Below are 25,065 nucleotides of genomic sequence, written 5' to 3' on the forward strand. Positions count from 1 at the left end.
TCGCTGATTTCAGGAGCAGCTCGTCGCCGTGACCTTTCTTTCCACCGTGAGGCGGCGCCGTCTTTCCGGACTGCTCCTCTCGACCGCCCTGCTCATGCTCGCCGCGCTCGCCGGTGTCGCGGTCGGCGCTCGATCGCTCCCGCCCGGCACCGTCTACGACGCCGTGCACCATGCGCTCACCTGCCCCGGCGGACCCTTCACCTGCGCCGCCGGATCCACGGAGGAACAGATCGTGCGCGGCCTACGGCTGCCGCGCACCGCGTTGGCACTGGTCTGCGGGGCGGCTCTGGGCATCGCGGGCGCGCTCATCCAGGGCTACACCCGCAATCCGCTCGCCGACGCCGGATTGCTCGGGCTCAACGCGGGCGCGGCATTCCTCGCGGCCCTGAGCGTGTACCTGTTCTCCTACAGCGCGCCGGAACAATACATCTGGTTCGCGCTCGTCGGAGCGCTGGTCGCCGGGCTGGTGGTGTTCGCGACCTCGTCCGTGGGCGGCGGCAAAGCCAGTCCGCTGAGCCTGGTGCTCGCGGGCGCGGCGATCACCGCGTTCCTGCAGGCGATGACGAACGCCGTCGTGCTGTTCGACGCCGCCGCGCTGGACACCTACCGCTTCTGGGTGATCGGCACGGTCGCGGGCCGGGACGCCGAGGTGTTCTGGCAGGTGCTGCCGTTCCTGGCGGCGGGCATACTGCTGGCGGTGTCGGCCGCGCCCGGACTGAACCTGATCGGCCTCGGCGACGATGTCGCGCGCGGGCTCGGCGTGCACGTGGGCCGCAACCGCGCGCTCGGGCTCGCGGCCGTCGTGCTGCTGGCGGGCGCGGCGACGGCGGCGGTCGGACCGATCGCCTTCCTCGGCTTGGTCGTCCCGCATCTCGCGCGCACGATCACCGGACCGGACCATCGCTGGCTGATCCCCTATTCCGGGCTGTTCGGCGCGTTGCTGCTGCTCATCGCCGATATCGCAGGCCGGGTGGTGGCCCGGCCCGGCGAGCTGGAGGTCGGGGCGATGCTGGCCGTGCTCGGGGTCCCGTTCTTCCTGGCGTTCGTGCGTCGGCGAAAGCTGGTGAATCTGTGACGATTTCGCTGCGAACCACGACCGGGCGACCCGCGCTGCGCGTCGGGCCGGTGTCGACGGTGCTGCGACCGCGGATGGTGGTGCTCGTCGCGCTCCTGATCGCGCTGGCCCTCGGACTGTTCTGTCTGGACATCGCGGTGGGCGAGTCGCATCTGCCGCTCGGGCGCGTGCTCGACGTGCTGACCGGCGGCGGCACCAAGGCGCAGCGGTTCATCGTGCTGGAATCCCGGCTGCCGCGCGCGCTCACCGCGCTCGTGGTCGGCCTCGCGCTCGGGCTCTCCGGCGCGATCACCCAGTCCATCCTGCACAACCCCCTGGCCGCGCCGGACATGCTCGGCATCACGTCGGGGGCGAGCCTCGGCGCGGTCGCCGTGCTGGTCGGCACGGGCGGCGCGAGCACCGGCCTGGCCGCCTCGGTCGGCGCGCCGATGGCGGCGCTCGCGGGCGGCCTGCTCACCGCCCTCGCCATCTACGTGCTCGCCTGGGGACGCACTGCCACCGGCACGTACGGCGCTACCGGTCTTCGGCTGGTCCTGATCGGCGTAGGTGTGAACGCCTTGTTGACCGCGGGCATCGGCTGGCTGCTCACCCGCGCCAGCCTGGTGGACGCCCAGCGCGTGCAGCTGTGGCTGACCGGGTCGCTCAACGCGGCCGACGCCGCGCACCTCGTTCCCGCGACGATCGCCGCGGGAGTCGCCGCCCTCGTCGCGCTCGCCTCGGCCCGCACGCTCGCCGCGCTGCGCCTCGGCTCCGACACCACGCGCGCGCTCGGCGTGCGCATCCAGACCCAGCAGGCCATCCTGATCGGAGCGGCCGTGGTGTCCGCCTCGGTGGCCACCGCCGCCGTCGGGCCGGTGGGATTCGTCGCCCTCGCCGCGCCGCAGATCGCACGGCGCGTATTGCGCACGCCGGGCGAACCACTCGTCGGCTCCGCGCTGGCCGGGGCCATCCTGGTGGTCGGCGCGGATGTCGCGTCCCGCACGGTGTTCCCGGTCGACCTGCCCGTCGGCGTCGTCACCGCGGCATTCGGCGGGCCGTTCCTGCTGTACCTGCTCGTGCGTATGAACCGGAAGGCGACGCTGTCATGACGATCGCAGACATCACCACTCCCGACGCCACGGAGCGGGCGAGCGCTCCGGGGCACCGGCTCGGCGCCGAGAACGTCACGCTCGGCTACGGCGACCGGGTGATCGTCGACGGGCTGAGTGTGGCCATCACCCCCGGCGTGGTGACTACCGTCATCGGACCGAACGGCTGCGGAAAGTCCACCCTGCTGCGTTCACTCGGCCGGTTGCTGCGACCGCGGGACGGCCGAGTCCTGTTGGACGGCAAGGCGATATCGACGATGAGGACGAAGGACGTCGCCCGCATCGTCGGCATGCTGCCGCAGTCGCCGGTGGCTCCGGAAGGACTCACCGTCGCCGATCTGGTCGCGCGCGGACGCCACCCCCACCAGTCCTGGTTCCGGCAGTGGTCGGGCACGGACGAGACCGAGGTGACGTCCGCGCTGGAACAGACCGGGATCGCCGACCTCGCCGACCGACCGCTCGACGAGTTGTCCGGCGGACAGCGGCAACGCGCCTGGATCTCGATGGCGCTGGCCCAGGGCACCGACATCCTGTTGCTCGACGAGCCGACCACGTATCTCGACCTGGCACACTCCATCGAGGTGCTGGACCTGGTGGACCGGTTGCACGCCGATCTCGGGCGCACCGTCGTGATGGTGCTGCACGATCTCAATCTCGCGATCCGCTACAGCGACCAGCTGGTCGTCATGCGCGACGGGCGTGTCGTGGCGGCGGGGGCGCCGGGCGAAGTCGTGTCGGTGGAGCTGCTGCGCGAGGTGTTCGACCTGGACGCCACGGTGCTCGAGGACCCGGTGTCGGGACGGCCGATGATCGTGCCGATCGGCGCCAGGCACGTGCGCGGAAAAGTGGGCGGACCCGCTGCCGGGGAGCCCGAATCCGCGCCCTATGAGAAATGACACACCAGCTACTTCATGGTTACGACACCCTGTAGTACGCATCTTCGTCGTTGAGTACCTAAAATTGTGGAATGGCAGGTCTTGGTGAACTCGAGAAAGCGGTCATGGACCAGTTGTGGTCGGCCGACGAACCACAAACGGTCCGGCAGGTGCACGAGGCTCTCGCCGCACGCCGCGAGCTCGCGTACACCACGGTGATGACCGTGCTGCAACGCCTCGCGAAGAAGAACCTGGTGGTGCAGCGCCGCGACGACCGCGCGCACCGTTACGCGCCCGTGCACACCCGCGACGAACTCGTCGCCAGCCTGATGGTCGACGCGCTGCAACAGGCCGACGCGGCGGGCAGCCGCGCCGCCGCGCTGGTGCACTTCGTGGAGCAGGTCGGCAAGGACGAGGCTGCCGCCCTGCGCGAAGCACTCGCTAAGCTCGAAGCTACCGAGGACGAGGACTCGGCGCCGCCGCCGCAGTAGACTCCTCGGGCGCCCTGGCCCCACAACGCAGTGAGCTGAGTCGATGAACGCAACCGCGCCGGTCTTCGCCGGACTCGCATTGCTTCTCGCGGGGCCTGCCCCGGCCTTGCTCAGCCGGGCGACCTGGACCTACCGGACGCCCCGAGCAGCGCTGGTGCTCTGGCAGGCCATCGCGCTCGCCGCCGTGCTCAGCGCGTTCGGCTCCGGGCTGGCCATCGCCGCCGAGCTGCTCGTGCCCGGCCCCGACGGCCGCCCGACCACCGCACCGACCAGGGAGATCGACGCGCTCGGCCTGCCGCTGTGGCTGGCCTACGTCTTCGTCTTCGCGCTCACGCTGCTGGTCGGCGCCCGGCTGATCTACGCGATCATCCGGGTCGGCGTGCATACCCGCAGGCGGCGGGCGCGTCACCGGATGCTGGTCGACCTGCTGGACCAGAGCGGTCCGCATCGGCGCGCGGCGGACATCCGGGTGCTGGCCGCGACCGAGCCGATCGCCTACTGCCTGCCCGGCCTGCGCCAGCGCGTTGTGCTCAGCGAAGGCACCCTGACCAGTCTCGCGGACGCCGAGATCACCGCCATCGTCAGCCACGAACGTTCGCATCTGCGGGCCAGGCACGATCTCGTGCTGGAAGCGTTCACGGCGGTGCACGAGGCGTTCCCGCGGGTGGTGCGCAGCAAGGCCGCGCTCGGCTCGGTCAAACTGCTCATCGAGTTGCTCGCGGACGACTCGGCGGTCAAGGTCACCGGGCCCAAGCCCCTGGCCCGCGCCCTCGTCGCGTGTGCGAAATCCACCGCGCCGCAAGGCGCGCTGGCGGCGGGCGGCCCGACCACGCTCATCCGCATCCAGCGGCTCAGCGAGCGGATCGGTGACATTCGCATCGCCACGGCCGCCTATCTCGGCTCCGCCGCCATCCTGGTGGTGCCGACGCAGGCCGTGGCCGTACCCTGGCTCGTGGAACTGAGCCGGCTGTTCCACGGCTGAGTCCCCGGCCCGTATCCTGGAGGTTCGGCCCGCCTCCGGTCGGCCGCACCCTCTCGTTCCACCCGGCGCGCGTCATCGCCCGCGCCGCAGCGCGGTGAACCGCATCGTGCACCGCCCTCCACCCCACCGAACAGCGCGTTCCGCTGGAACGCGCCGTGCGACGAAAGGCACATCTTCCTCGTGACCCCCTCGACCCCCGTCGCCGCGGCGCCCACCGCGACCTTCGCGGATCTGGGCCTGCCCGCCGTGCTCGTACAGGCACTGCGACGCGACGGCATCGAGACGCCGTTCCCGATCCAGGCCGCCACGGCGCCGGATGTCCTGGCCGGTAAGGACGTGCTCGGCCGCGGACCCACCGGTTCCGGGAAGACGCTCGCCTTCGGCCTCCCGATGCTCACCCGGCTGACGGGCGCCTCGGCCAAGCCGGGCCGCCCGCGCGGGCTCGTCCTGGTGCCGACCCGCGAACTCGCCGCGCAGATCGAGCGGGCGCTCGACGAACCGGCGCTCGCGCTCGGCTTGCGGGTCACCTCGGTGGTCGGCGGCGCGCCGATCAAGCGCCAGGCCGACCGGCTCGCCCGCGGCGTCGACCTGCTCATCGCCACGCCGGGACGGCTCGCCGACCTGCTCGCACAGGGGTCCGCCGATCTGTCCGACGTGCTGATCACCGCCCTGGACGAGGCCGACCACATGGCCGACATGGGGTTTCTGCCGCAGGTGACCAAGCTGCTGGACCGCACCCCCCGTGACGGACAGCGCCTGCTGTTCTCGGCCACGCTCGACGGCGAGGTCGACAAGCTGGTCAAGCGCTACCTGCGCGCCCCCGTCACGCATTCCACCGCACCGCCGTCGGCGTCGGTCACCACGATGTCGCATCACCTGCTGTACGTCGGTGACAAAGTGGCCAAACGGGCGGTCGCCACCGAGATCGCCGCCCGCGAGGGACTGACCATCATGTTCGTCCGCACCAAGCACGGCGCCGACCGGCTCGCCAAGCAGTTGCGCGGGGCGGGCGTCCCCGCGGGCGCGTTGCACGGCGGCAAGGCGCAGAACAACCGCACGCGCACCCTCGCGGCGTTCGCCGACGGCTCGGTGCCGGTGCTGGTCACCACCGACGTCGCGGCGCGTGGCATCCACGTCGACGGGATCTCCCTCGTCGTGCACGTCGATCCGCCGCCGGAGCCGAAGGCCTATCTGCACCGGGCCGGGCGCACCGCCCGCGCGGGCGAGGACGGCGTGGTCGTCACGCTGGTGATGGACGAAGAGCGCCGCGACGTCGAGGCCATGGCCCGCAAGGCGGGTGTCGAGGTCGACGGGGTCGCGGTCCGTCCCGGTGACCGCACGCTGATCGAGATCACCGGCGCGCGCCGCCCGTCCGGCGTTCCCGTCGCCGCTGCCGCACCGGTGGCCGCGCCTGCCGCTGCCCCCGCGAAACCCGCACGACGCAAGACCGGCAGGCGCGATACGCCCGCGGCGGCCGGTGGCCGGGGCGCGGCCAAGCAATCCAGGAGCCGGTCGGCCGCCGGGGCCGGCCGCGGCAGCGAATCGGTCGCCGCGCCCGCGCGCCGCCGCGGCGACGCGAAACCCGTCGCGAACAACACCGTCGGCCGCGGCGCGGGTTCGGGCAAGGGCACGCCCGCTCGCACCGGGGGCACCGCGGGCGGGTTCTCCGGCCGCGCCGCCGCGTCCGCATCCGGCGACACGGCGGGCCGGCCGCGGCGACGCGCCGTGCGAGCCCAGCAGTCCCCCACTCGAGGCAATCGGGCAGCAAACTAATCGGGTGTCGACCCACTGGGCAGCCGCCGTCCTCTGCGCCTTGCTCGCCGCGCTGCTGTTCGCGGTCGCCGCGGTCGCGCAGCAGAGCGCGGCGGCCGCGGTGCCGGAGAGCGAGTCGCTGATCCGCTCGCTGCTGCGCACACCCCGCTGGTGGGCGGGCGTCGTCGGAGACGCGGGCGGTTACGCCATGCAGGTGGCCGCGCTCGCGCTGGGCGCGGTGCTGCTGGTGCAGCCGATCCTGGTGAGCGCGCTGGTGTTCGCCCTGCCGCTGTCCGCCCGCCTCAACGATCGCCGCGTGGCCCCGAGCACGTGGGCGACCGCGCTCGCGTTGACCGCCGCGCTGGCCTGTTTCGTGCTCGTCGGCGATCCGACCGAAGGTGATGCCGGTGCGCCGCTGCGCGATTGGCTGCTGCCGCTCGGCCTGCTGGTCGGCCTGATCGCCGCCGCCACGGCCGCGGGAATCGCCGCACGCGAGCCCGCATGGCGCGCGCTGTTGCTGGGCGCCGCGAGCGGCTCGCTGTACGGGCTGGCCGCCGCACTCACCGACTACGTCACGGGGTTGTTCGAACACGGTGTGGCAGACGTGCTGGGCGGCTGGCAGACCTGGGCGCTGGTCGCGGCCGGCGTCACCGGCGTCTACCTGCAACAACGCGCCTATCAAGTGGGCCCGCTGACCGCTTCGCTGCCCGCCGTCACGGTCGCCGAGCCACTGGCCGCCGCGTTCATCGGCATCGCCGTGCTCGACGAGCGGTTGCGCGCGGGCACCGCCGGGCTGGTGGTCACCGCGGGTGCGGTGGTCGTCATGGTCGCCACCACGATCGTGCTCTCCCGCTCCGAAGCCGTCGCCTGAAACCACAACCGGACCAGCCGGCGCGGGGGACACCGGCAGGACCGGCATCGGCGATCCGTCGGGCCCGACGGACGTCGGCATCGCCCGGCCGCGGTTACGCGGTCACGGTGCGAGCGTCCCGCGCGGCCGGCCATCGCTACGGCGCAGCCGTGCTCGGCGCCCGAAGCCGCGCGGGCGGCGTTCGCACGAGGTAGCGGGGGAAATGCGGCAGCACCTCCGAGAGAACGGCGCGCACCGGTCGGCGCCCGGATATCATCGGTCGAGTGCGCTTTCTCCCCGGTCATCAGCCGCCGTACGACCTGACCTACGACGACATCTTCCTCGTCCCGAATCGGACGGACGTCGCGTCGCGCTTCGACGTCGATCTCTCGACGGCCGACGGGTCAGGCACCACCATCCCGATCGTCGTCGCGAACATGACCGCCGTCGCCGGGCGCAGAATGGCCGAGACCGTGGCCCGTCGCGGCGGTCTCGTCGTCCTCCCGCAGGACCTGCCGATCACCGCGGCCGCCGACACCATCGCCTTCGTGAAGAGTCGTTCGCTCACCGCCGACACGCCGGTCACCCTCGACCCCGACCGCTCGGTCTCCGAGGCCGTGGCCCTGATGCACAAGCGCGCGCACGGCGCGGTCGTGGTAGTCGACGACGGCCGCCCGGTCGGTGTGGTGACCGAGGCCGCCTGCGCCGACGTCGACCGCTTCGCCCGGCTCCGTGAGGTCGCGGCCACCGATTTCGTCCGGGCCCCCGCCACCACCACGCCGCGCGACCTGTTCGACCTGCTGCACGCCGAGCACGCCGACTTCGCCGTGCTCACCGCCGAAGACGGCACGCTGGCGGGGGTGCTGACCCGCACCGGCGCGGTGCGCGCCGGCATCTATCAGCCCGCCGTGGACGCCGCGGGCAAACTGCGCGTCGCCGCCGCGGTGGGCATCAACGGCGACGTGGCCGCCAAGGCCAAGTCCCTCGTGGATTCGGGCGCCGACCTGCTGGTCATCGACACCGCCCACGGTCACCAGACCAAGATGCTCGAAACCCTCACCGCGGTGCGCGATCTCGGGCTCGGTGTCCCGCTGGTCGCGGGCAACGTCGTCTCCGCCGAAGGCACGAGGGAACTCGCCGAGGCGGGCGCGGACATCGTCAAGGTCGGTGTCGGGCCCGGCGCGATGTGCACCACCCGCATGATGACCGGCGTCGGCCGCCCGCAGTTCTCCGCGGTGGCCGAATGCGCTGCCGCCGCCAGGGAAATCGGCGTGCACGTCTGGGCCGACGGCGGCGTGCGCCATCCCCGCGACGTGGCGCTCGCGCTCGCCGCCGGCGCGTCCAACGTGATGATCGGCTCCTGGTTCGCCGGCACCTACGAGTCCCCCGGCGACCTGCGCGTCGACCGCGACGGCAACGCCTACAAGGAGAGCTTCGGCATGGCGTCCAAGCGGGCCGTCGCCGCCCGCACCGCCTCCGACAGCGAATTCGACCGCGCGCGCAAGGCGCTGTTCGAAGAGGGCATCTCCAGCTCCCGGATGCGGCTGGACCCGGAGCGCCCCGGCGTCGAGGACCTCCTCGACCACATCTGCTCCGGCGTGCGCAGCGCGTGCACCTACGCGGGAGCGCGGACGCTCACCGAGTTCCACGAGAAGGCCGTGCTCGGCGTGCAGTCCGCGGCCGGGTTCGCCGAAGGTCGCCCGCTGCCCAGCGGTTGGTGAGCGCCGACACGCGCCCCGAACCGGCACCGGCCCACGCCGCTCGGCGCGTGGGCCGGTAGCATGGTGGTTGCCGGATATCGGCACCACGACTCATTTGCGAAAGGATCCAGTTGTCACCCGCGTCCGAGGGCGCCACTCAGGAGGGCTCCTCTACCGAGCCGGGTGACCGACCCGGCGTCCTCCTCCCCGCAGCAGTCCCACTCCGCACAGGCCGTTCCGCAGCACCGTCCAGGTGGTGCTGACCATGTCCGTCGCGCTCACCGCGCTCAGCCTGATCGGGTTCATCGCACTCACCGTCGGCACGGCCCTGTTCGTCGCCGCGGAATTCTCCCTCACCGCCCTCGAGCGCAGCACCGTGGAGGCGCACGCCCGCTCCGGTGACGTCCGCGCTCGCATGGTCCGCAGGGCGCACCGCACCCTGTCGTTCCAGTTGTCCGGCGCTCAGCTCGGCATCACCATCACCACGCTGATCACCGGTTACATCGCCGAGCCGGTGCTGGCCCGGCTGCTGGATCCGGTGTTCACCGGACTCGGGCTGAGCGACGCCGCCGCGAGCGGCGTCGCCCTGACCCTGGCGCTGATCCTGGCCACCTCGCTGTCGATGATCTACGGCGAGCTGGTGCCCAAGAACATCGCCATCGCCAAACCGCTGGCCACCGCCCGCGTCACGGCCGGACCGATGATCGCGTTCTCGGTGGTCTTCAAGTGGATGATCCACTTCCTCAACGGCACCGCCAACTGGGTGGTCCGCAGGCTCGGCGTCGAGCCCGCCGAGGAGTTGCGCTCGGCCCGCTCACCGCAGGAGCTCGGCTCCCTGGTGCGCACGTCCGCCTTGCGCGGCGCGCTGGACCAGCCCACCGCCCAGGTGATGGACCGTTCGCTGCAATTCGGCGAGCGCAGCGCCGAGGAACTGATGACGCCGCGGGTGAAGATCGAATCGCTCGACAAGGACGACACCATCGCCGATCTGATCGACGCGGCGGGCCGCACCGGCTACTCCCGCTTCCCGGTGATCGACGGCGACCTCGACAACACCCTCGGCTTCGTGCACGTCAAGCAGGCGTTCACCCGCCCGGTACACGCGCGCCGGACCCTCCCGCTGCACCGGCTCGCCCAGCCGGTCCCGATCGTGCCCGCCAGCCTGGACGGCGACGAGCTGCTCGAACGCGTCCGCGCCGACGGCATGCAGGTCGCCTTGGTCGTGGACGAGTACGGCGGTACCGCGGGCCTGGTCACCATGGAGGACATCATCGAGGAGATCCTCGGTGACGTCCGCGACGAGCACGACGAGGAGGAGCGCGACGTACGGCGCGTCTCCGACGGCTGGGACTGCTCGGGGCTACTGCGCATCGACGAGGTCTCCCGGGCGACCGGATACGACGCGCCCGAGGGCGAGTACGAGACACTGGGCGGCCTCGTGCTGACCAGGCTCGGGCGCATCCCGGTGACGGGCGACGAAGTCGTGCTGCCGAATCCCCGCTCACAGCAGTGGACGGCGCCCGAGAGCCATGGCACGGGCGGCTGGATCGCGCGCGTGGAGCGCATGGACGGACGGCGCATCGATCGGGTCCGGCTGATCCCGGTCGACGCCGACGCCCTCGCGACCAAGGAGCACAGCCATGGGTGACCTGTTCGGCGTCCTGCTCACGGTCGTGCTGCTGGGCGGCAACGCCTTCTTCGTCGCCGCCGAGTTCGCGCTCATCTCCGCCCGCCGCGACCGGCTGGAAGCGCTCGCCGCGCAAGGCAAGCGCAATGCGAACACCGTCATCCGGGCGGGCGAGAACCTCTCGATGATGCTCGCGGCCGCGCAGCTGGGCATCACCATCTGCTCGATCCTGCTCGGCCGGGTCGGCGAGCCCGCCGTCGCGCACCTGCTGGAAGGCCCGTTCGAGCTGCTCGGCCTGCCCGAACAGCTGCTGCACCCGGTGGCGTTCGCCCTCGCGCTGACCATCGTGGTGATCCTGCACATCCTGTTCGGCGAGATGATCCCGAAGAACATCGCGCTGGCCGGGCCGGAGCGCAGCGCGCTGCTGCTGGTGCCGGCACACCTGATGTGGCTGCGGCTGGCCCGTCCGCTGATCGCGCTCTACAACCTGGCCGCCAACCTGTCGCTGCGCCTGCTGCGGATCGAGCCGAAGGACGAGCTCGAGGCCACCGTCTCGACGGTCGAGCTGGCCGAGATGATCGGCGAGTCCCGCTCGGAGGGGCTGCTCGACGAGGAAGAACACCGCCGCCTGACGCAGGCGCTCGGCACCAGCGACCGGGTGGTCGCCGACGTGATGGTGCCACGGGACGCCACCCGATCGATCCCGCTGCGCGGCAACGGGACCACGCTCGGCGACATCGAGTCGGCTGTCGCCGAGACCGGCTTCTCCCGGTTCCCGGTGCGGGCCGACGACGGCTCGCTGGTCGGCTACCTGCACGTCAAGGACGTGCTCGACAAGGTCGCCGACGAGAGCGCCGGCCCCGGCACGCCGATCCCGCGCACCGATATCCGCCCGCTGCCGACGGTCGGCATGAACACCACGCTCTACGAGGCGCTGGCGCGGCTGCGGCGCACGAACAGCCACCTCGGGCGCGTGGTCGACGACCGGGGCAACACCACCGGCATCGTCGCGCTGGAGGACCTGGTGGAGGAATTCGTCGGCACCGTCCGAGACGGAACGCACCGGGTGGGCGAATGACGACCTGGGCCGCGCGTAACACCGAACCGCCCGGAGCGCGGTGAGCATGCGGGTGTTGTCCGGCGCGCAGTGGCGGGCAGCCGCCGCCACGCACCGGGCCCGGCTGGACGGACTGGTCGGGCCCTATCTCGAACGGCGGGCGCAGGGTTCGTCGCACCCGGTGATCGACTTCTTGTTCACCTATTACGGGCACAAACCCGCCCAGTTGCGGCGCTGGCATCCGGGGTACGGCCTCGCGCTGGCGGACGCCGCCGAGTACCAGGGCGCCCATGGGTATCACCGCGTCCGCGCCGACCAGTCGAATACCGGACAACGGGCGGCGGACGTCTACACCGCCGATCCCGCCTACCTGGAAAAACGCCGCGATACCCTCGTTTTCGTCGCGGACCTGTTGCGTGCCACCGCTGCCCGGCCGGCCCAGCTCTCCTGCTTCGGCCTGCACGAATGGGCAATGGTGTATCGCACCGACGACGTCCGCCACCAGAAGGTGCCGCTGCGGCTCGGGCGAGCGGGCACGGATGCCGTGGTCGACTCGATGTCGCTGCGCTGCACGCATTTCGACGCCTACCGCTTCTTCACCCCGGATGCCGTCGGACGCAATGCCGAACCACTCACCCGCGCCGATCAGCTGCACCGCGAGCAGCCGGGCTGCCTGCACGCGAACATGGATTTGTACAAGTGGGGCTTCAAGCTCGTGCCGTTGATCTCCTCGCAGTTGCTGCTGGATTGTTTCGAGCTGGCTTGCGCCGCCCGCGAACTCGACATGCGCGCCAGCCCCTACGATCTGTCCGCGCTGGGCTACGAGCCGGTGCGCATCGAGACGCCCGCCGGACGCGCGGAATACGTTCGCGCCCAGTCCGCGCTCGCCCAGCGCGCCGCCGAACTGCGACGCACGTTCCTCGGCGTCTGCGACGATCTGCTGGCCTCACATACCGGTGGGGACGCGGCTCGACGCACCGAACCGACCCATCCACGCTGACGCCTTCGGCTGGAAAACTTCGCGAATCCGGCTGTGATTCGGCGAAACTCCCCCTCGCGACGCCGGGAAATCACTACCATGCAGTGACTGTCCCAGTCACCCTGGACAGCCAAGCTCGACGACGAAGTTGGGGGTCGCGACGATGCGCCCACTGGCCGGACTGTGCCGCACCAAACCGCTGGCTCTGCTCACCATCGGCGTGGTCACGGCCATGCTGCTGCCCGCGAGTGCGTCGGCCGATCAGCAATCGGATCTGCCGAGCGCCGTGCGGGAGTTCCTCGACGTCGGGCGCACCTCGGTCCCGCGCGCCGACTGCGGGCCCGGCGCCGCACCCGAGAACGGCCTGCAAGGCGATGTCACCGCCGCCGACCGCGACAGCGGGCGCAGCACCCTGGGCTACCGGTGCAACATCTCCTTCGTCGGCGGCTACGCGGGGCGGGGGGCGGGCATCACCTCCACCAGCTTCGAGCACTGCGCCTACCTCGGGTCGTTCTTCCCCGGCGACCTGCTCGGCGAGGGGCGCGGCGTCCAAGTGCTCGACGTGTCCGATCCGGCGCATCCGCGCCCCACGGTGACCTTGACCGAGCCCGCCATGCTCGCGGGCACCTGGGAGAGCCTGAAGGTCAACACCGAGCGCAAGCTGCTGGTCGGCACCGGCGTTCCGGTCGGTGAAGGCGTGGGCTACCTGTCGGTCTACGACGTCTCCGATTGCGCGCATCCGCGACTGCTCAATCCCGGCCCGGGGTCGAATCTGCTGATGCCGCTGCCGATCACCACTCACGAGGGCGGCTTCTCCCCGGACGGCAACACATATTGGGCCTCGGGGATCGCACCCGGTTTCGTGAGCGCCGTCGATTTGACCGATCCGGCGAACCCGCACGTGATCTGGCAGGGAGTGACCGGCATCGAGGCGCACGGCTTCGGGATCAGCCCCGACGGCAACCGGATGTACCTCTCCGCACTCGGCGGATTCACCGTCCTCGACATCAGCGCGGTGCAGCGCCGCGACCCGAATCCGCAGGTGCACCACCTCGGCCGGGTGTTCTGGACGGACGGCTGGGCCACCCAGCACAGTGTCCCGGTCAGTTACGACGGCAAGCCCTACCTCTACACCGTCGACGAGGGCGGCTCCGGCGGCGTCAAACTCATCGACATCTCCGACGAGACGGCGCCCAAGGTCGCCAACAAGATCAAGCTCGAGATCAACCTGCCTCAGCACATCGACAGCAATATCGGCTCCTCCATGGGCGGTTCCGCCTTCGCCTACGAATCGCACTACTGCGCCGCCGACCGCCGGGTGAACCCGACCGCCCTGGCCTGCGGGTGGATCTCCTCCGGCATCCGGGTGTTCGACATCCGCGATCCCTACGGCATCCGCGAGATCGCCTACTACAACCCGCCCGCCCGCACCGGTCAGAACCTGAGCCTGTGGAACTCGCCGCACGCGCTCGCCTCCCTCATCGGTGTTCCGCTGATGAGCGCGCCCTCCGCGGTGCGCGCCGTGCTGGAGGGACAGTTCGACCCGTTGGATGCCACCACCCCGCGCACCGGCAGGCTGGCCTTCGGCGACGTGTCCACCGATTGGTGTCTCTCGCCGCCGGAATGGCGCGGGTCGCAACTCTACGTCGCGTGCTCGGACAACGGATTCATGGTGCTGCGATTGGACGACGAGGTGTACTCGCCGCCGGCGGACCAGCGATCGATCGTCGGGTCGTAGCGATGCCGCACTGGATGCGCGTCGCGGCCCTGACGTCGGCGGCCTTCGCGCTGCTCGTGCTCGGCGCCGCGCTGCGGCCGCTGGTTTTTCCCGAAAGCCGTTCCGCCGATCCCGTTCTCACCGAGGTGGAAATCGCTTTCGCCCAGGACATGACCACCCATCACCAGCAAGCACTGCTCATGGTGCAGCGGCTCGATCGCTCGATCGATCCGGCGATCGCCCGGCTGGCCGAGCAACTCGACCGGACCCAGCGGCTGGAGATCGGCACCATGCTCGGCTGGCTGCGCCTGGCGGACGCGCCGCCCGGTGCCGCACACCCGATGGCGTGGATGCACAGCCGGGACGCGTCGCATCGGCATGCGACAGCGGTCGCGCAGGCCCCGCCCCCGATGCCAGGGATGGCGAGCACGGCGGAGCTGGACGATCTGGCGGCGGCGCGCGGCCGGCCTGCGGAAATCCTGTTCCTGCAGTTGATGTTCCGCCACCACCAGGGCGGAATCGCGATGGCCGAGGCGGCCGACGGCCTGCTGCGCTCCGGACCGGTCAAGGAGATCGCCCGTGCCATGATCCACGGGCAGAGTCAGGAAGCTGGGGTGATGGGCATGCTGCTCACCCAGCGCGGAGCCGCGCCCTTGCCGTGACCACTCGGTCACGACGCCACATGCAGCGCGAATCCGCTCGCTCCCCGCTCCTCGCGACCCGGCACCAGACGCAGGCTGCGGTCGTAGTCGCCGCCGCCCTGCGGCCGGTATCGAATGGGCTCCAGTTCCGGCAGTTCGGACATCCGCCGCCGCAACTCGTGTGCGACGTCGTCGAAGCGCTCGGCGCCGAGCCGGATCGTGTCGTGCACCACGAACGGCGGCAGCACGTCCATGCCGGTGTAGTACAGGATGCCGTGGTGAATCGGGAACAGCAGGTCGTCGACGGGGCCGTTGATCCCGCGATCGGAATACGACGGCTGCTTGCCCCCGACGGAGACCACGAGCATCGCCCGCCGCCCGGCCAGGACGCCCGCCCCGTACCTGGGCAGCGCCTTGCCCCCGGCCCCGTAGGCGAAATCGCAGGTGAGAACCCGGTCCACCCAGCCCTTCATGATCGCGGGCATGCCGAACCACCAGAGCGGGAAATGCAGGACCACGGCATCGGCCCACAGCAATTTCTCCTGCTCGGCGCGGATGTCGGGACTCAGCGTCCCGGCGCGGTAGGCCACGCCCGAGGCCAGCATGAAATTGGGTTCGGCGACCGGGCCGAAATCGTCGGTGTCGGCAGCGGCCTTCCAACCCATCGCGTAGAGGTCGGTGATCCGCACCTCGTGCCCGTCCGCCCGCAACTGCCGCACGGCCACGTCTTTCAAAGCGCCGGTGAGTGAGTCCGGCTTCGGGTGGGCGTACACGACCAGTACGTTCATTCCTGCTTTCGTCACGTCTCGGCGCAACAGCGTTCGCAGGAAGAGATATTCCGCCATCGCCTCGACCTGCGCGGAGCTCGCGGCACACGGCTGCCTCGCGGGCGTGCGATGCCCGGGGTACGCCACGTCGCCCACGAGGCCACCGATCCGGCGGTGCAGGGCGTCACACAGTGGAGGACCAGCGCGTGAAGTCATCACCGGCCGAGGTACCCGATGGGCCGCAATCCGCGCTCGCGGTCGCCGAGCCGGGGCGGCGAGCGTTGTGTCGCCGCCTGCGCGTCGCCGGGCGAGGTCACCCGACCGGCGCCTGGTCGCGGCAAGCGTGCGCGCCGAGGTGACCACCGAGACGGGGCGCTGCCGTTGTCCGGGGCGATCGGCCACGGCAGCGGCAGGCGGATGACCGGCGGCCCGGCGACGGTCCGGCGATGGGGCGGCGGGTATGGTCGGCTGAGCCGGTCATCAGCGTCGGCCGGGAGAGGTTCAGCGACAGATGATTCGGACCGATTCGCTCACGGTGCCGGGGCACGTGCGTGGTTATCCGGGCGTGGCCTTCGGCGGGTACGTGGCCGGGCTGCTCGCCGCCGCCAGTGGTGCCGCGCAGGTCCGCGTCGACTTCCGGCGCGCGGTTTCCGTGGACACGCCGGTGGTGCTCGCCGCCGACGGCTCCGGCGGCGCGTCGCTCACCGACCTCGACGGCGCGGTGCTCGCCGAAGCATCCGCGTCGGCGCTCACGGTGACGCCGCGGCCCGCGCCCACGTGGGCAGCGGCACGAGCGGCGAGTGCGACCGCCGACGTGCTGCGCAAGATGAGCCACTGCTACGGCTGCGGCGCGGCGTGCGCGCCCGGTCGCGGGTTGCGCTTGTCGCCCTGGGCGATGTCCGCCGACGACATGGTCGTCGCCGCATGGACACCGGATCCGCTCCTCGCCGGACCCGACGGCTTCCTCACCACCGAAAACGTCTGGGCCGCCCTGGATTGCCCCGGCGGCTGGGCCGCGATGGCCCTACGCGATCTGCGGCCCGGAGCAGTCACCGCCGCCCTCACCGCCACGCAGTTCGAACCGGTCCGCGCCGGCGACTCCTACCTCTCCTACGGCTGGCCGGTCTCCGCGCAGGGCCGCAAACACACGGTCGGCGTCGCCTTGGCCCGCCCCGACGGAACGCTCTGCGCCCTCGCCGAAGCCCTCTGGATCGAGCCCCGCCAACCACTGCCGTTCGAGTGGTGATCCGCCTCACCCGGACTTGTCGGTGGCTATAGGTAGGCCTGCACCGATCATGCGCGCCGCACGGAATGGATAACCCGAGCCGCGACGGCGACCGCACTCGACGAGGTCTTCGGTATCAGAGGCACAGTGACCGAAGCCGTTCGCGACCGCGGTCAGTGCGTGTCGACGAAGCGGTACCACTGCCCGTCGAAGGCGGAGTATTCGATGCCGTTGGTGGCGGGTGGGCCGAGGTGGGGTGGGGTGGCCGGGTCGCGGAAGAAGGCGAAGCCTTCGGTATTCGAGTCGCCCTTCTGCGTATAGAACAGGCAGCCGCCATCCCGGGGCGTGACGAAGGTGATGGTGTAGACGCCGAGCCGGTGGCGCTGGCCGGGGTGGGCGCACTCGGCGGCCTGGTCTTCGAGGATGCCTCGGGAGAGCCGCCAGCCGGTGTCCTGCGGAACGTCGTAGAGCGTCAGCGCCACCAGGACACCGATGAGCACGGGCGAGGCGAGACTGTGGAAGAAGGCGCGGTAGCGCAGCAGGCCGAGCAGTCCGAACAGGACGGCGATGCCGCCCAGCACGCCGAGGACGGCCCAGAGCACGACGAGGGTCGGGAACGAGCCCTCGGCGGCGAGTTGCCAGAACAGCGCCGCGCAGCAGATCGCGACCAGCGCGGCCACCAGCCCCATCCACAGTACGAACCAACGAGGAACACGAGACCGTGTGCGCGAGGACCCTGCGGAGTTCACGTGTTCAAGATACGAGGCGCAGGAGCTTCGCGCTCGGGATCGACAGCGAAAACGCCCTGCTCCCCGGCGATCACGACGACGCGCTATAGCACTGCGAACCGCGACTGGACGTCCACGTAACCGGTGTACGGGCTAATTTCGCAAGCCGCGCCCCGAAGTTCCCATACGCCGAATCCGGCAAGGTCCTCCGAATTCCGGCGCACCAGGCGCGCGTACGCGCCCCGGAGCGCGGGCCGCCGGTGTGAAAACAAACATTTCGGAACGTTTCTCGATTCCGCGCCGAACCGCAAAATCCCCCGGCCAGTAGGACTGACCAGGGGATTCGCTACTCGAAACAGCTCGTGCACCGCACGCTCACAGCGGCGGGAAGCCCGCCGATCCGGTGGCCATCCAATTCCAGAACATCGCCGCGCGATTGGCGAGCAATGCCACGATGTCGAGCACAACGCTTCCCATGAATCTTCCTCACAAATCGACCGATTCCGTGCGGCACCCAGGGTAACGGACCGATAAACGGGAGTCGAAACTCGCGTTGCCCAGAAAGCGCGAATCCCCCGGCCGACGGGACCGGGGGATTCGCGACACGCGCAGGCTAGACGCAGGCCAGCGCCTTCGCCTCGCGGCGACGGCGGTGCAGGATCGGCTCGGTGTACCCGTTGGGCTGCTTGGTGCCCTCGAGGATCAGCTCCTTGGCCGCCTGGAACGCGATGCTGCCCGCGAAGTCCGGCGCCATCGCCCGGTAGTTCGGGTCACCCGCGTTCTGCCGGTCCACGACCGGGGCCATCCGCTCCAGGCTGGCCACCACCTCGTCGGCGGTGACGATGCCGTGGCGCAGCCAGTTGGCCATCAGCTGGCTGGAGATGCGCAGAGTCGCCCGGTCTTCCATCAGCGCGACGTCCTTGATGTCCGGCACCTTGGAGCAGCCGACGCCCTGGTCGATCCAGCGCACCACGTAGCCGAGGATGGACTGCGAGTTGTTGTCCAGCTCCTGGCGCTTCTCCTCGTCGGTCCAGTTCGGCGCGGCGGCCAGCGGGATCTCCAGGATCTCGTCGACGGTGGCGCGACGGCCGCCCTTGGCGATCTCCTGCTGCCGCTTGAACACGTCGACGAGGTGGTAGTGCGTCGCGTGCAAGGTGGCGGCGGTCGGCGAGGGCACCCACGCGGTGTTGGCGCCCGCGCGCGGATGGCCGATCTTCTGGGCGAGCATGTCGGCCATCAGGTCCGGCATGGCCCACATGCCCTTACCGATCTGCGCCTTGCCGGGCAGGCCCGCCGCGAGGCCGGTGTCGACGTTCCAGTCCTCGTAGGACAGGATCCACTGCTGGGACTTCATATCCGCCTTGCGGACCATCGGCCCGGCCTCCATGGAGGTGTGGATCTCGTCGCCGGTGCGGTCCAGGAAGCCGGTGTTGATGAACACCACCCGCTCGGCGGCGGCCTGGATGCAGGCCTTGAGGTTCACCGTGGTCCGGCGCTCCTCGTCCATGATGCCGACCTTGAGCGTGTTGCGCTCCAGCCCGAGCACGTCCTCGATCCGGCCGAACAGCTCGTTGGTGAAGGCGACTTCGTCGGGGCCGTGCATCTTCGGCTTCACGATGTAGACGGAGCCGGTGCGGCTGTTCTTCAGCTTCGCGTCGTCGGCCAGGCTGTGCTTGGCGATCAGCGAGGTGATCAGCCCGTCCATGATGCCCTCGGGCACCTCGTTGCCCTCGGCGTCGAGGATCGCGTCGGAGGTCATCAGGTGGCCGACGTTGCGCACGAACAGCAGCGAACGGCCGTGCAGCACCAGTTCGCCGCCGTCCAGCGCGGTGTACACGCGGTCGGGGTTCATGGTGCGGGTGAAAGTCTTCTCGCCCTTGCTGACCTTCTCCGCGAGGTCGCCCTTCATCAGGCCGAGCCAGTTGTGGTAGCAGAGCACCTTGTCCTCGGCGTCGACCGCGGCGACCGAGTCCTCGAAGTCCATGATCGTGGTGACCGCGGACTCCAGCACGACGTCCTTGACGCCCGCGGTGTCGGTGCTGCCGATCGGGGACTGCGGGTCGATCTGGATCTCGATGTGCAGGCCGTTGTGCTTCAGCAGCACCGAGCTCGGCGCCTCCGGGTCGCCCAGATAGCCGACCAGTTGCGAGGCGTCGGCCAGGCCGATGCTGGTGCCGTCCTCCAGGCCGACCTCGAGCTCGCCGTCGACGATCTTGTAGGACGTCGAGCCGATGTGCGAACCGGTGATCAGGGTGACCGAGTCGTCGAGGAAGTTGCGCGCCCACTCGATGACCTTGTCGCCGCGCACCTTGTTGTAGCCGGTGCCCTTCTCCGCGCCGCCCGCCTCGGAGATGGCGTCGGTGCCGTAGAGCGCGTCGTACAGCGAGCCCCAGCGCGCGTTGGCGGCGTTGATCGCGAAGCGGGCGTTCATCACCGGCACCACCAGCTGCGGGCCCGCGGTGGCGGCGATCTCCTCGTCCACGTTCTGGGTGGTGATCTGGAAATCGGTGGGCTCGGGGCGCAGGTAGCCGATCTCGGTCAGGAAGTTCTTGTAGGCGGCCTTGTCGTAGTTCGCGCCAGGGTGCTCCGCGTGCCAGGCGTCGACCTTGCCCTGGATCTCGTCGCGTTCGGCGAGCAGAGCGCGGTTGCGCGGAGCGAGATCGTTGATGACCTGCTCGGCGCCGGCCCAGAACGCGGCGGAGTCCACGCCGGAACCGGGGAGCGCCTCGTTCTCGACGAACTCGTGGAGAACGCGTGCCACCTGGAGCCCGCCGACCTGAATCCGCTCTGTCATCTACTGCCTCACTTCCGAGAAAGCCGAGTGGGAAAACAGTGCCATGTTACCCGCGGGTAGTGGGGTTGCCGCGCGCCGGGTCGTCCAGGGCCTGTGCCCGAATCCGTCCGCCACGCCGGTGTGCGCTGGTCTTTCACCCGGCGGGTCCTCGCGCCGTCGACGGTCGGCCGGACAGCCCCTTGATCCTAACCCCCGGCCGATTTAATGTACTGATCGGAACATTTCTAGACATGCAGGAGTTCAGGTGCCACTCACCGACAAGGTCGCCGTCGTCACCGGGGGAAGCCGAGGGCTGGGCAAGCAGATGGTGCTCGCGTTCGCCGGAGCCGGCGCGGACGTGGTGATCGCCAGCCGCAAACTGGACGGCTGCGCCGCCCTGGCCGAGGAGGTGACCGAGCGGTTCGGCCGCCGCGCCTTGCCGGTGGCCTGCAACGTCAGCGACTGGTCGCAGTGCGACGCTCTGGTGGAGACCGTCTACGACGCGTTCGGCCGGGTGGACGTGCTGGTCAACAACGCGGGCCTGTCGCCGCTGTACCCGAGCTTGGACCAGGTCACCGAGGCGTTGTTCGACAAGGTCATGGGAGTGAACCTCAAGGGACCGTTCCGGCTGTCTGCCCTGATCGGCAGCCGCATGGCGGCCGACGGCGGCGGCTCGATCATCAACGTCTCCTCGATCGAGGCGAGCAGGCCGGAGCCCTTCGCGGTCCCGTACTCGGCGGCCAAGGCGGGACTCAACGCCCTGACCGGCGGGCTGGCCCAGACGTTCGCGCCGAACGTCCGCGTCAACACCATCCAGTGCGGCCCCTTCGACACCGACATCGCCACCGCGTGGCCCGACGAGTTGCGCGCGGCACTCACCGAACACAACGCCCTGCGCCGGGTCGGCAAGCCGGCGGAGATCGTCGGTGCGGCGCTGTTCTTCGCCACCGACGCCTCGGCGTTCTGCACCGGCGCCACCCTCGCGGTCGACGGAGGCTGGCGATGAAGGCGCTGACTTACGAAGGCCCGCGGCAGATCTCGTACCAGGATCGGCCGGACCCGGCCCTGCCCGGACCGGACGGCGCGATCGTCCGGGTCACCGCGGCCGGCATCTGCGGCAGCGATCTGCACATCTACGCCGGGCACGGATTCGTCCCGGGCGCCGGCTACGGCGTCGGGCACGAAGCGGTCGGCGAGATCGTGGAGCTGGGCCCGCAGGCGCGCGGGTTCGCCGTCGGTGACCGCGTGCTGGTCGCCGCCTCAGCGGGCTGCGACAGCTGTGCGCAGTGCCGCGCCGGGATCGTCACCGCGTGCGCGCGCCATCCGCTGCCCGTCGACGCCTGCTATGGGCTCGGGGGCTCGCTGGCGGGATGCCAGGCCCAGTTGCTCGCCGTCCCGCACGCCGCGGGCAACCTGGCGAAGTTGCCCGACGAGGTGAGCGACACCGCCGCCGTCGTGCTCACCGACAACGCGCCCACCGGGTGGTACGGCGCCCGGCGCGCTCGGATCGCGCCGGGCGACACCGTGGTGGTGATCGGACTCGGCCCGGTCGGTCTCATGGCGGTGCAGTCCGCCTTCGCGATGGGAGCGGCACGCGTGCTCGGCGTGGACCTGCTCGCCGAACGCCGCGAACGCGCCGCCGAGCTGGGCGCGGAGCCGGTCGACGCGGACGATCCCAAGCAGGCGATCCGCGACATGCTGCACGGCGGAGCGGATGTCGCGATCGAGGCGGTCGGGGCCGACGCGACCGTCAAGCTGGCGATCAGCGCCGTCGGGCACGGCGGCCGGGTCAGCGTGATCGGCGTGAGCCACAACCGCGCCTATCCGTTCCATTTGATGGCGGCGCAGGTCAAGGACCTCGAATTCCACATCGGGCTGTGCTCGATCCAGTACGAGCTGCCGGCCCTGCTGAAACTCACCGCGGGCGGCAGGCTGCGGCCCGAGGCGGTGGTCACCCATCACCTGCCGATGTCCGAAGGGCCCGACGCCTACCGGATGTTCGCCGAGCGAGCCGACGGGGTGGGCAAAATCGTCCTGGACCCGTCGCGATGAGCGCGCCGTCCCGCAGGCGCGGCCGCCCGCCCGCCGCCGAGTCGACGGCGAGCGACACCAGGGCGCGCATCGTGCGGGCGGCGATCGACCTGTTCGCCGAACAGGGCTTCCACGGCACCGGCGTGGCCGAGATCGGCGAGCGCGCCGATGTGCAGCGCGGCGCCCTGTACTACCACATCGGTTCGAAAGAGGAACTGCTCTGGCAGATCCTGCGCGACTACATCCAGCCGATGCTGGCCGAGGCCGAAGCGATCGCCGACGGCTCCGACGATCCGGTCACCAAGCTGCGCAAGATGATTCACAGTCACGTCCGGCTGATCATCCGTCATCAGCGCGAGGTGGCCATCCAGCTGCGCGACGTCGGCGCGCTCACCGGCGAGCGCGCCGCGCAGTTGCAGGAGCTGCGCGACCGGGTGCAGCACTGCTGGCAACGCGTCATCGACGCCGGTCACGCCGAGGGGCTGTTGCGCACCGACGACCACGTGGTGACCAACAGCATGCTCGGCATGGTGAACATGGTCTCGTTCTGGTATCGCCCGCACGGCGACCGCTCTCCCGGCGAGATCGCCGACATCCTCGCGACCACATTGCTCGACGGCGTGGTGACCGGCACCGCGCGGGATACGAAAGGCTGACCATGGCTTGGGATTTCGAGACCGATCCGGAGTACCAGCGGAAACTGGACTGGGCGGCGGAGTTCGTCCGCACCGAGGTGGAGCCGCTGGACCTGCTCTACCCCAATCCGTACGACCGCACCGACCGCGAGGCCACGGCGCTGCTGCGGCCGCTGCAGGAGCAGGTCAAGGACCAGGGCCTGTGGGCCTGCCACCTCGGACCCGAACTGGGTGGTCCCGGCTACGGTCAGATGAAGCTGGCCCTGCTCAACGAGGTGCTCGGCACGTCGGTGTGGGCGCCGTCGGTATTCGGTTGCCAGGCACCGGATTCCGGCAACGCCGAGATCCTCGCGCACTACGGCACGCCGGAGCAGAAGAAGACCTACCTCGAGCCGCTGCTGGCCGGTGAGATCGGTTCCTGCTACGTGATGACCGAGCCGACCGGCGGTTCGGACCCGACGCTGTTCCGGACCCGCGCGGTGCGCGACGGCGACCACTGGGTGATCAACGGGGAGAAGTGGTTCAACTCCAACGCGCAGTTCGCCGCCTTCCACATCGTCATGGTGGTGACCGACCCCGAGGTGAGTCCGTATCGGGGCATGTCGATGTTCATCGTGCCCGCCGACGCTCCCGGCCTGGAGATCGTGAAGAACTATCACGTCGCCGGATTCAGCGAGCACGAGGGCCATCTGCGGTTCACCGACGTCCGCGTCCCCGCCGATCACCTGCTCGGCGCGGAAGGCGACGGCTTCGTCGTCGCGCAGACGCGGCTGGGCGGCGGCCGCGTGCATCACGCGATGCGCACGGTCGCCATGGTCCGCAAGGCGTTCGACATGATGGCCGAGCGAGCGGTCTCTCGTCCGATGCGCGGCGGGCCACTGGCCGGGTTGCAGATGACCCAGGAACGCATCGCCGACAGCTGGATCGAGATGGAGCAGTTCCGGCTGCTGGTGCTGCGTACGGCGTGGCGCATCGACAAGGAGCAGGACTACAAGAAGGTGCGCAAGGACATCGCCGCCATCAAGGTCGCCATGCCCAAGGTGATGCACGACATCGCCCAGCGCGCGCTGCACCTGCACGGCGCACTGGGCGTCAGCCAGGATCTGCCGTTTGTCGACATGCTCACCTACGCCGAGGTGATGGCCATCGCGGACGGCCCCACCGAGGTGCACAAGATCACGCTCGCGAAAGAGGTGCTGAAGGACTACGCCCCGGCCGACCCGGTGTATCCGAGCGGATACCGGCCTGCGCTGCGGGAGAAGGCGCGCGAGCTGGTCGCCCGGCGCCTCGAGCACGTCGTCGGGAACCTCTGAAGTCGGCGCGCGGGTTCAGGACGCGCGTCGGGCCGTCGCGCCCTTGTGCGAGGTGTCCACGTACCCGGCCACCGGGCTGAGCCGCAGCACCGACGGCATCCGGCGGGTGAGCGCGGGCGGGCCGGTGAACGTCACCCGGCCCGTCCGCAGCGCGTGCGCCAGCGGCAGCCGCCCCAGCCACACCTGGTAGAGCGAGGCGACGTCGGCACCGATCGCGACGTCCACGGGATAGCCGGGGTCGGACTCGCACACCGAGGGCACGCCCGCCTCGACCACGATCCAGAAGCGCCGCGAGTCGTCGGTGAAGCGCACCAGCAGGACGTGCCGACGCCCGGGGAACGACGAGGTGTCCACTCGTGTGTGCATCCACCACGCCAGCAGGGCGGGGTCGCGCTCGTCCGCGCGCGGCGCGCCGAAACTCCAGCGCGCGCCCCATTCGCCGAGGCCGAACAGGATCGGCTCGAGCTCCCGCCCCGCGTCGGTGAGCAGGTATTCCCCCGCCGGCCTTTCCACCAGCCCGGCCCGTTCGAACTGCCGCAGGCGTTTGGCGAGCAGGCTGCGCGACAGACCGGGCAGGCCGCGCGCGAGGTCGTTGAACCGGGTGGTGCCCAGCAGCAGGTCGCGCAGGATCAGCAGCGACCAGCGCTCGCCCACCAGGTCGAGCGCGCGCGAAATCGGGCAGTACTGGCCGTAACTCGGCGGCGGAGTCGTCATGGCACCTCGCGGACGGGGTCTCGTTTCTGGACCGGCGAGGTCCAC

The 25,065-nt window shown here is 70.5% G+C and carries 22 protein-coding genes; 18 read left to right on the forward strand and 4 right to left on the reverse strand.

The genetic code is table 11. The features are described 5' to 3' along the window. Positions 1-46 precede the first annotated feature (46 nt). The 13 genes from QMG86_RS18230 (at position 47) to QMG86_RS18290 (ending at position 14,855) form a co-directional block, all read left to right on the forward strand. Complete coding sequence (locus tag QMG86_RS18230; protein ID WP_350356330.1) at positions 47-1,075, forward strand: FecCD family ABC transporter permease; 1,029 nt, start codon at positions 47-49, stop codon at positions 1,073-1,075. Beyond that, positions 1,072-2,163: a FecCD family ABC transporter permease gene (locus QMG86_RS18235; RefSeq protein WP_281873545.1), complete on the forward strand. Its 1,092-nt coding sequence runs from the start codon at positions 1,072-1,074 to the stop codon at positions 2,161-2,163. The genes QMG86_RS18230 and QMG86_RS18235 overlap by 4 nt, the downstream gene beginning before the upstream one ends. Then, entirely contained in the window at positions 2,160-3,059 is a 900-nt protein-coding gene (locus QMG86_RS18240; RefSeq protein WP_281873547.1) for an ABC transporter ATP-binding protein, read from the forward strand. Before QMG86_RS18235 ends, QMG86_RS18240 begins: the two co-directional genes overlap by 4 nt. Before the next feature lie 71 nt (positions 3,060-3,130). Continuing rightward, on the forward strand, positions 3,131-3,529 hold the full coding sequence (locus QMG86_RS18245; RefSeq protein ID WP_040866505.1) for a BlaI/MecI/CopY family transcriptional regulator: 399 nt from the start codon (positions 3,131-3,133) through the stop codon (positions 3,527-3,529). Positions 3,530-3,572: 43 nt separating this feature from the next. Further along, positions 3,573-4,511, forward strand: a complete 939-nt coding sequence (locus tag QMG86_RS18250) for a M56 family metallopeptidase (protein WP_281873548.1) — start codon at positions 3,573-3,575, stop codon at positions 4,509-4,511. Between the two features lie 180 nt (positions 4,512-4,691). Beyond that, positions 4,692-6,284, forward strand: coding sequence for a DEAD/DEAH box helicase (locus tag QMG86_RS18255; protein WP_281873550.1), 1,593 nt, complete (start codon positions 4,692-4,694; stop codon positions 6,282-6,284). A gap of 4 nt (positions 6,285-6,288) precedes the next feature. Beyond that, positions 6,289-7,134, forward strand: coding sequence for a DMT family transporter (locus tag QMG86_RS18260; protein WP_281873552.1), 846 nt, complete (start codon positions 6,289-6,291; stop codon positions 7,132-7,134). A gap of 263 nt (positions 7,135-7,397) precedes the next feature. Continuing rightward, entirely contained in the window at positions 7,398-8,834 is a 1,437-nt protein-coding gene (locus tag QMG86_RS18265) for a GuaB1 family IMP dehydrogenase-related protein (protein WP_281873554.1), read from the forward strand. A gap of 244 nt (positions 8,835-9,078) precedes the next feature. Next, on the forward strand, positions 9,079-10,461 hold the full coding sequence (locus tag QMG86_RS18270) for a hemolysin family protein (protein WP_281881010.1): 1,383 nt from the start codon (positions 9,079-9,081) through the stop codon (positions 10,459-10,461). Further along, positions 10,454-11,518: a hemolysin family protein gene (locus QMG86_RS18275; RefSeq protein ID WP_281873555.1), complete on the forward strand. Its 1,065-nt coding sequence runs from the start codon at positions 10,454-10,456 to the stop codon at positions 11,516-11,518. Before QMG86_RS18270 ends, QMG86_RS18275 begins: the two co-directional genes overlap by 8 nt. Positions 11,519-11,564: 46 nt before the next feature. Then, on the forward strand, positions 11,565-12,497 hold the full coding sequence (locus tag QMG86_RS18280; protein WP_281881012.1) for a 3-methyladenine DNA glycosylase: 933 nt from the start codon (positions 11,565-11,567) through the stop codon (positions 12,495-12,497). 142 nt (positions 12,498-12,639) lie between these two features. Next, the gene (locus QMG86_RS18285) at positions 12,640-14,214 is read left to right on the forward strand and encodes an LVIVD repeat-containing protein (protein WP_281873557.1); all 1,575 of its coding nucleotides are present in this window, start codon (positions 12,640-12,642) and stop codon (positions 14,212-14,214) included. Between the two features lie 2 nt (positions 14,215-14,216). Then, on the forward strand, positions 14,217-14,855 hold the full coding sequence (locus QMG86_RS18290; protein WP_281873559.1) for a DUF305 domain-containing protein: 639 nt from the start codon (positions 14,217-14,219) through the stop codon (positions 14,853-14,855). 8 nt (positions 14,856-14,863) lie between these two features. Here QMG86_RS18290 and QMG86_RS18295 read toward each other — a convergent pair whose 3' ends face one another. After that, on the reverse strand, positions 14,864-15,622 hold the full coding sequence (locus QMG86_RS18295; RefSeq protein WP_281881014.1) for an NAD(P)H-dependent oxidoreductase: 759 nt from the start codon (positions 15,620-15,622) through the stop codon (positions 14,864-14,866). Between the two features lie 490 nt (positions 15,623-16,112). On the opposite strand from QMG86_RS18295, the gene QMG86_RS18300 reads away from it, so the two are divergent. Next, positions 16,113-16,847, forward strand: a complete 735-nt coding sequence (locus QMG86_RS18300) for a PaaI family thioesterase (protein ID WP_281873562.1) — start codon at positions 16,113-16,115, stop codon at positions 16,845-16,847. 152 nt (positions 16,848-16,999) lie between these two features. On the opposite strand, the gene QMG86_RS18305 is transcribed toward QMG86_RS18300, so the two are convergent. Together QMG86_RS18305 and QMG86_RS18310 are read right to left on the reverse strand one after the other, a co-directional pair. Beyond that, positions 17,000-17,515 carry a hypothetical protein gene (locus tag QMG86_RS18305; RefSeq protein WP_281873564.1) on the reverse strand — a complete coding sequence of 172 codons (516 nt, stop codon included), beginning with the start codon at positions 17,513-17,515 and terminating at the stop codon, positions 17,000-17,002. A 652-nt stretch (positions 17,516-18,167) separates the two neighbouring features. Continuing rightward, complete coding sequence (locus QMG86_RS18310) at positions 18,168-20,348, reverse strand: malate synthase G (RefSeq protein WP_281873566.1); 2,181 nt, start codon at positions 20,346-20,348, stop codon at positions 18,168-18,170. Between the two features lie 304 nt (positions 20,349-20,652). On the opposite strand from QMG86_RS18310, the gene QMG86_RS18315 reads away from it, so the two are divergent. The 4 genes from QMG86_RS18315 to QMG86_RS18330 are packed head-to-tail and all read left to right on the forward strand — an operon-like array spanning position 20,653 to position 24,306. Next, entirely contained in the window at positions 20,653-21,333 is a 681-nt protein-coding gene (locus QMG86_RS18315; protein WP_281881016.1) for an SDR family NAD(P)-dependent oxidoreductase, read from the forward strand. Beyond that, entirely contained in the window at positions 21,330-22,379 is a 1,050-nt protein-coding gene (locus tag QMG86_RS18320) for a zinc-binding dehydrogenase (protein ID WP_281873568.1), read from the forward strand. Before QMG86_RS18315 ends, QMG86_RS18320 begins: the two co-directional genes overlap by 4 nt. Beyond that, on the forward strand, positions 22,376-23,014 hold the full coding sequence (locus tag QMG86_RS18325; protein WP_281873569.1) for a TetR/AcrR family transcriptional regulator: 639 nt from the start codon (positions 22,376-22,378) through the stop codon (positions 23,012-23,014). The genes QMG86_RS18320 and QMG86_RS18325 overlap by 4 nt, the downstream gene beginning before the upstream one ends. Positions 23,015-23,016: 2 nt before the next feature. After that, a complete protein-coding gene (locus QMG86_RS18330; RefSeq protein ID WP_281873571.1) occupies positions 23,017-24,306 on the forward strand; it encodes an acyl-CoA dehydrogenase family protein in 1,290 nt (429 codons plus the stop codon). Positions 24,307-24,321: 15 nt separating this feature from the next. Here QMG86_RS18330 and QMG86_RS18335 read toward each other — a convergent pair whose 3' ends face one another. Beyond that, the gene (locus QMG86_RS18335) at positions 24,322-25,020 is read right to left on the reverse strand and encodes a winged helix-turn-helix transcriptional regulator (RefSeq protein WP_281873572.1); all 699 of its coding nucleotides are present in this window, start codon (positions 25,018-25,020) and stop codon (positions 24,322-24,324) included. Between the last annotated feature and the right edge of the window lie 45 nt (positions 25,021-25,065).

This window comes from Nocardia sputorum (assembly GCF_027924405.1).
Lineage (GTDB): Bacteria > Actinomycetota > Actinomycetes > Mycobacteriales > Mycobacteriaceae > Nocardia > Nocardia sputorum.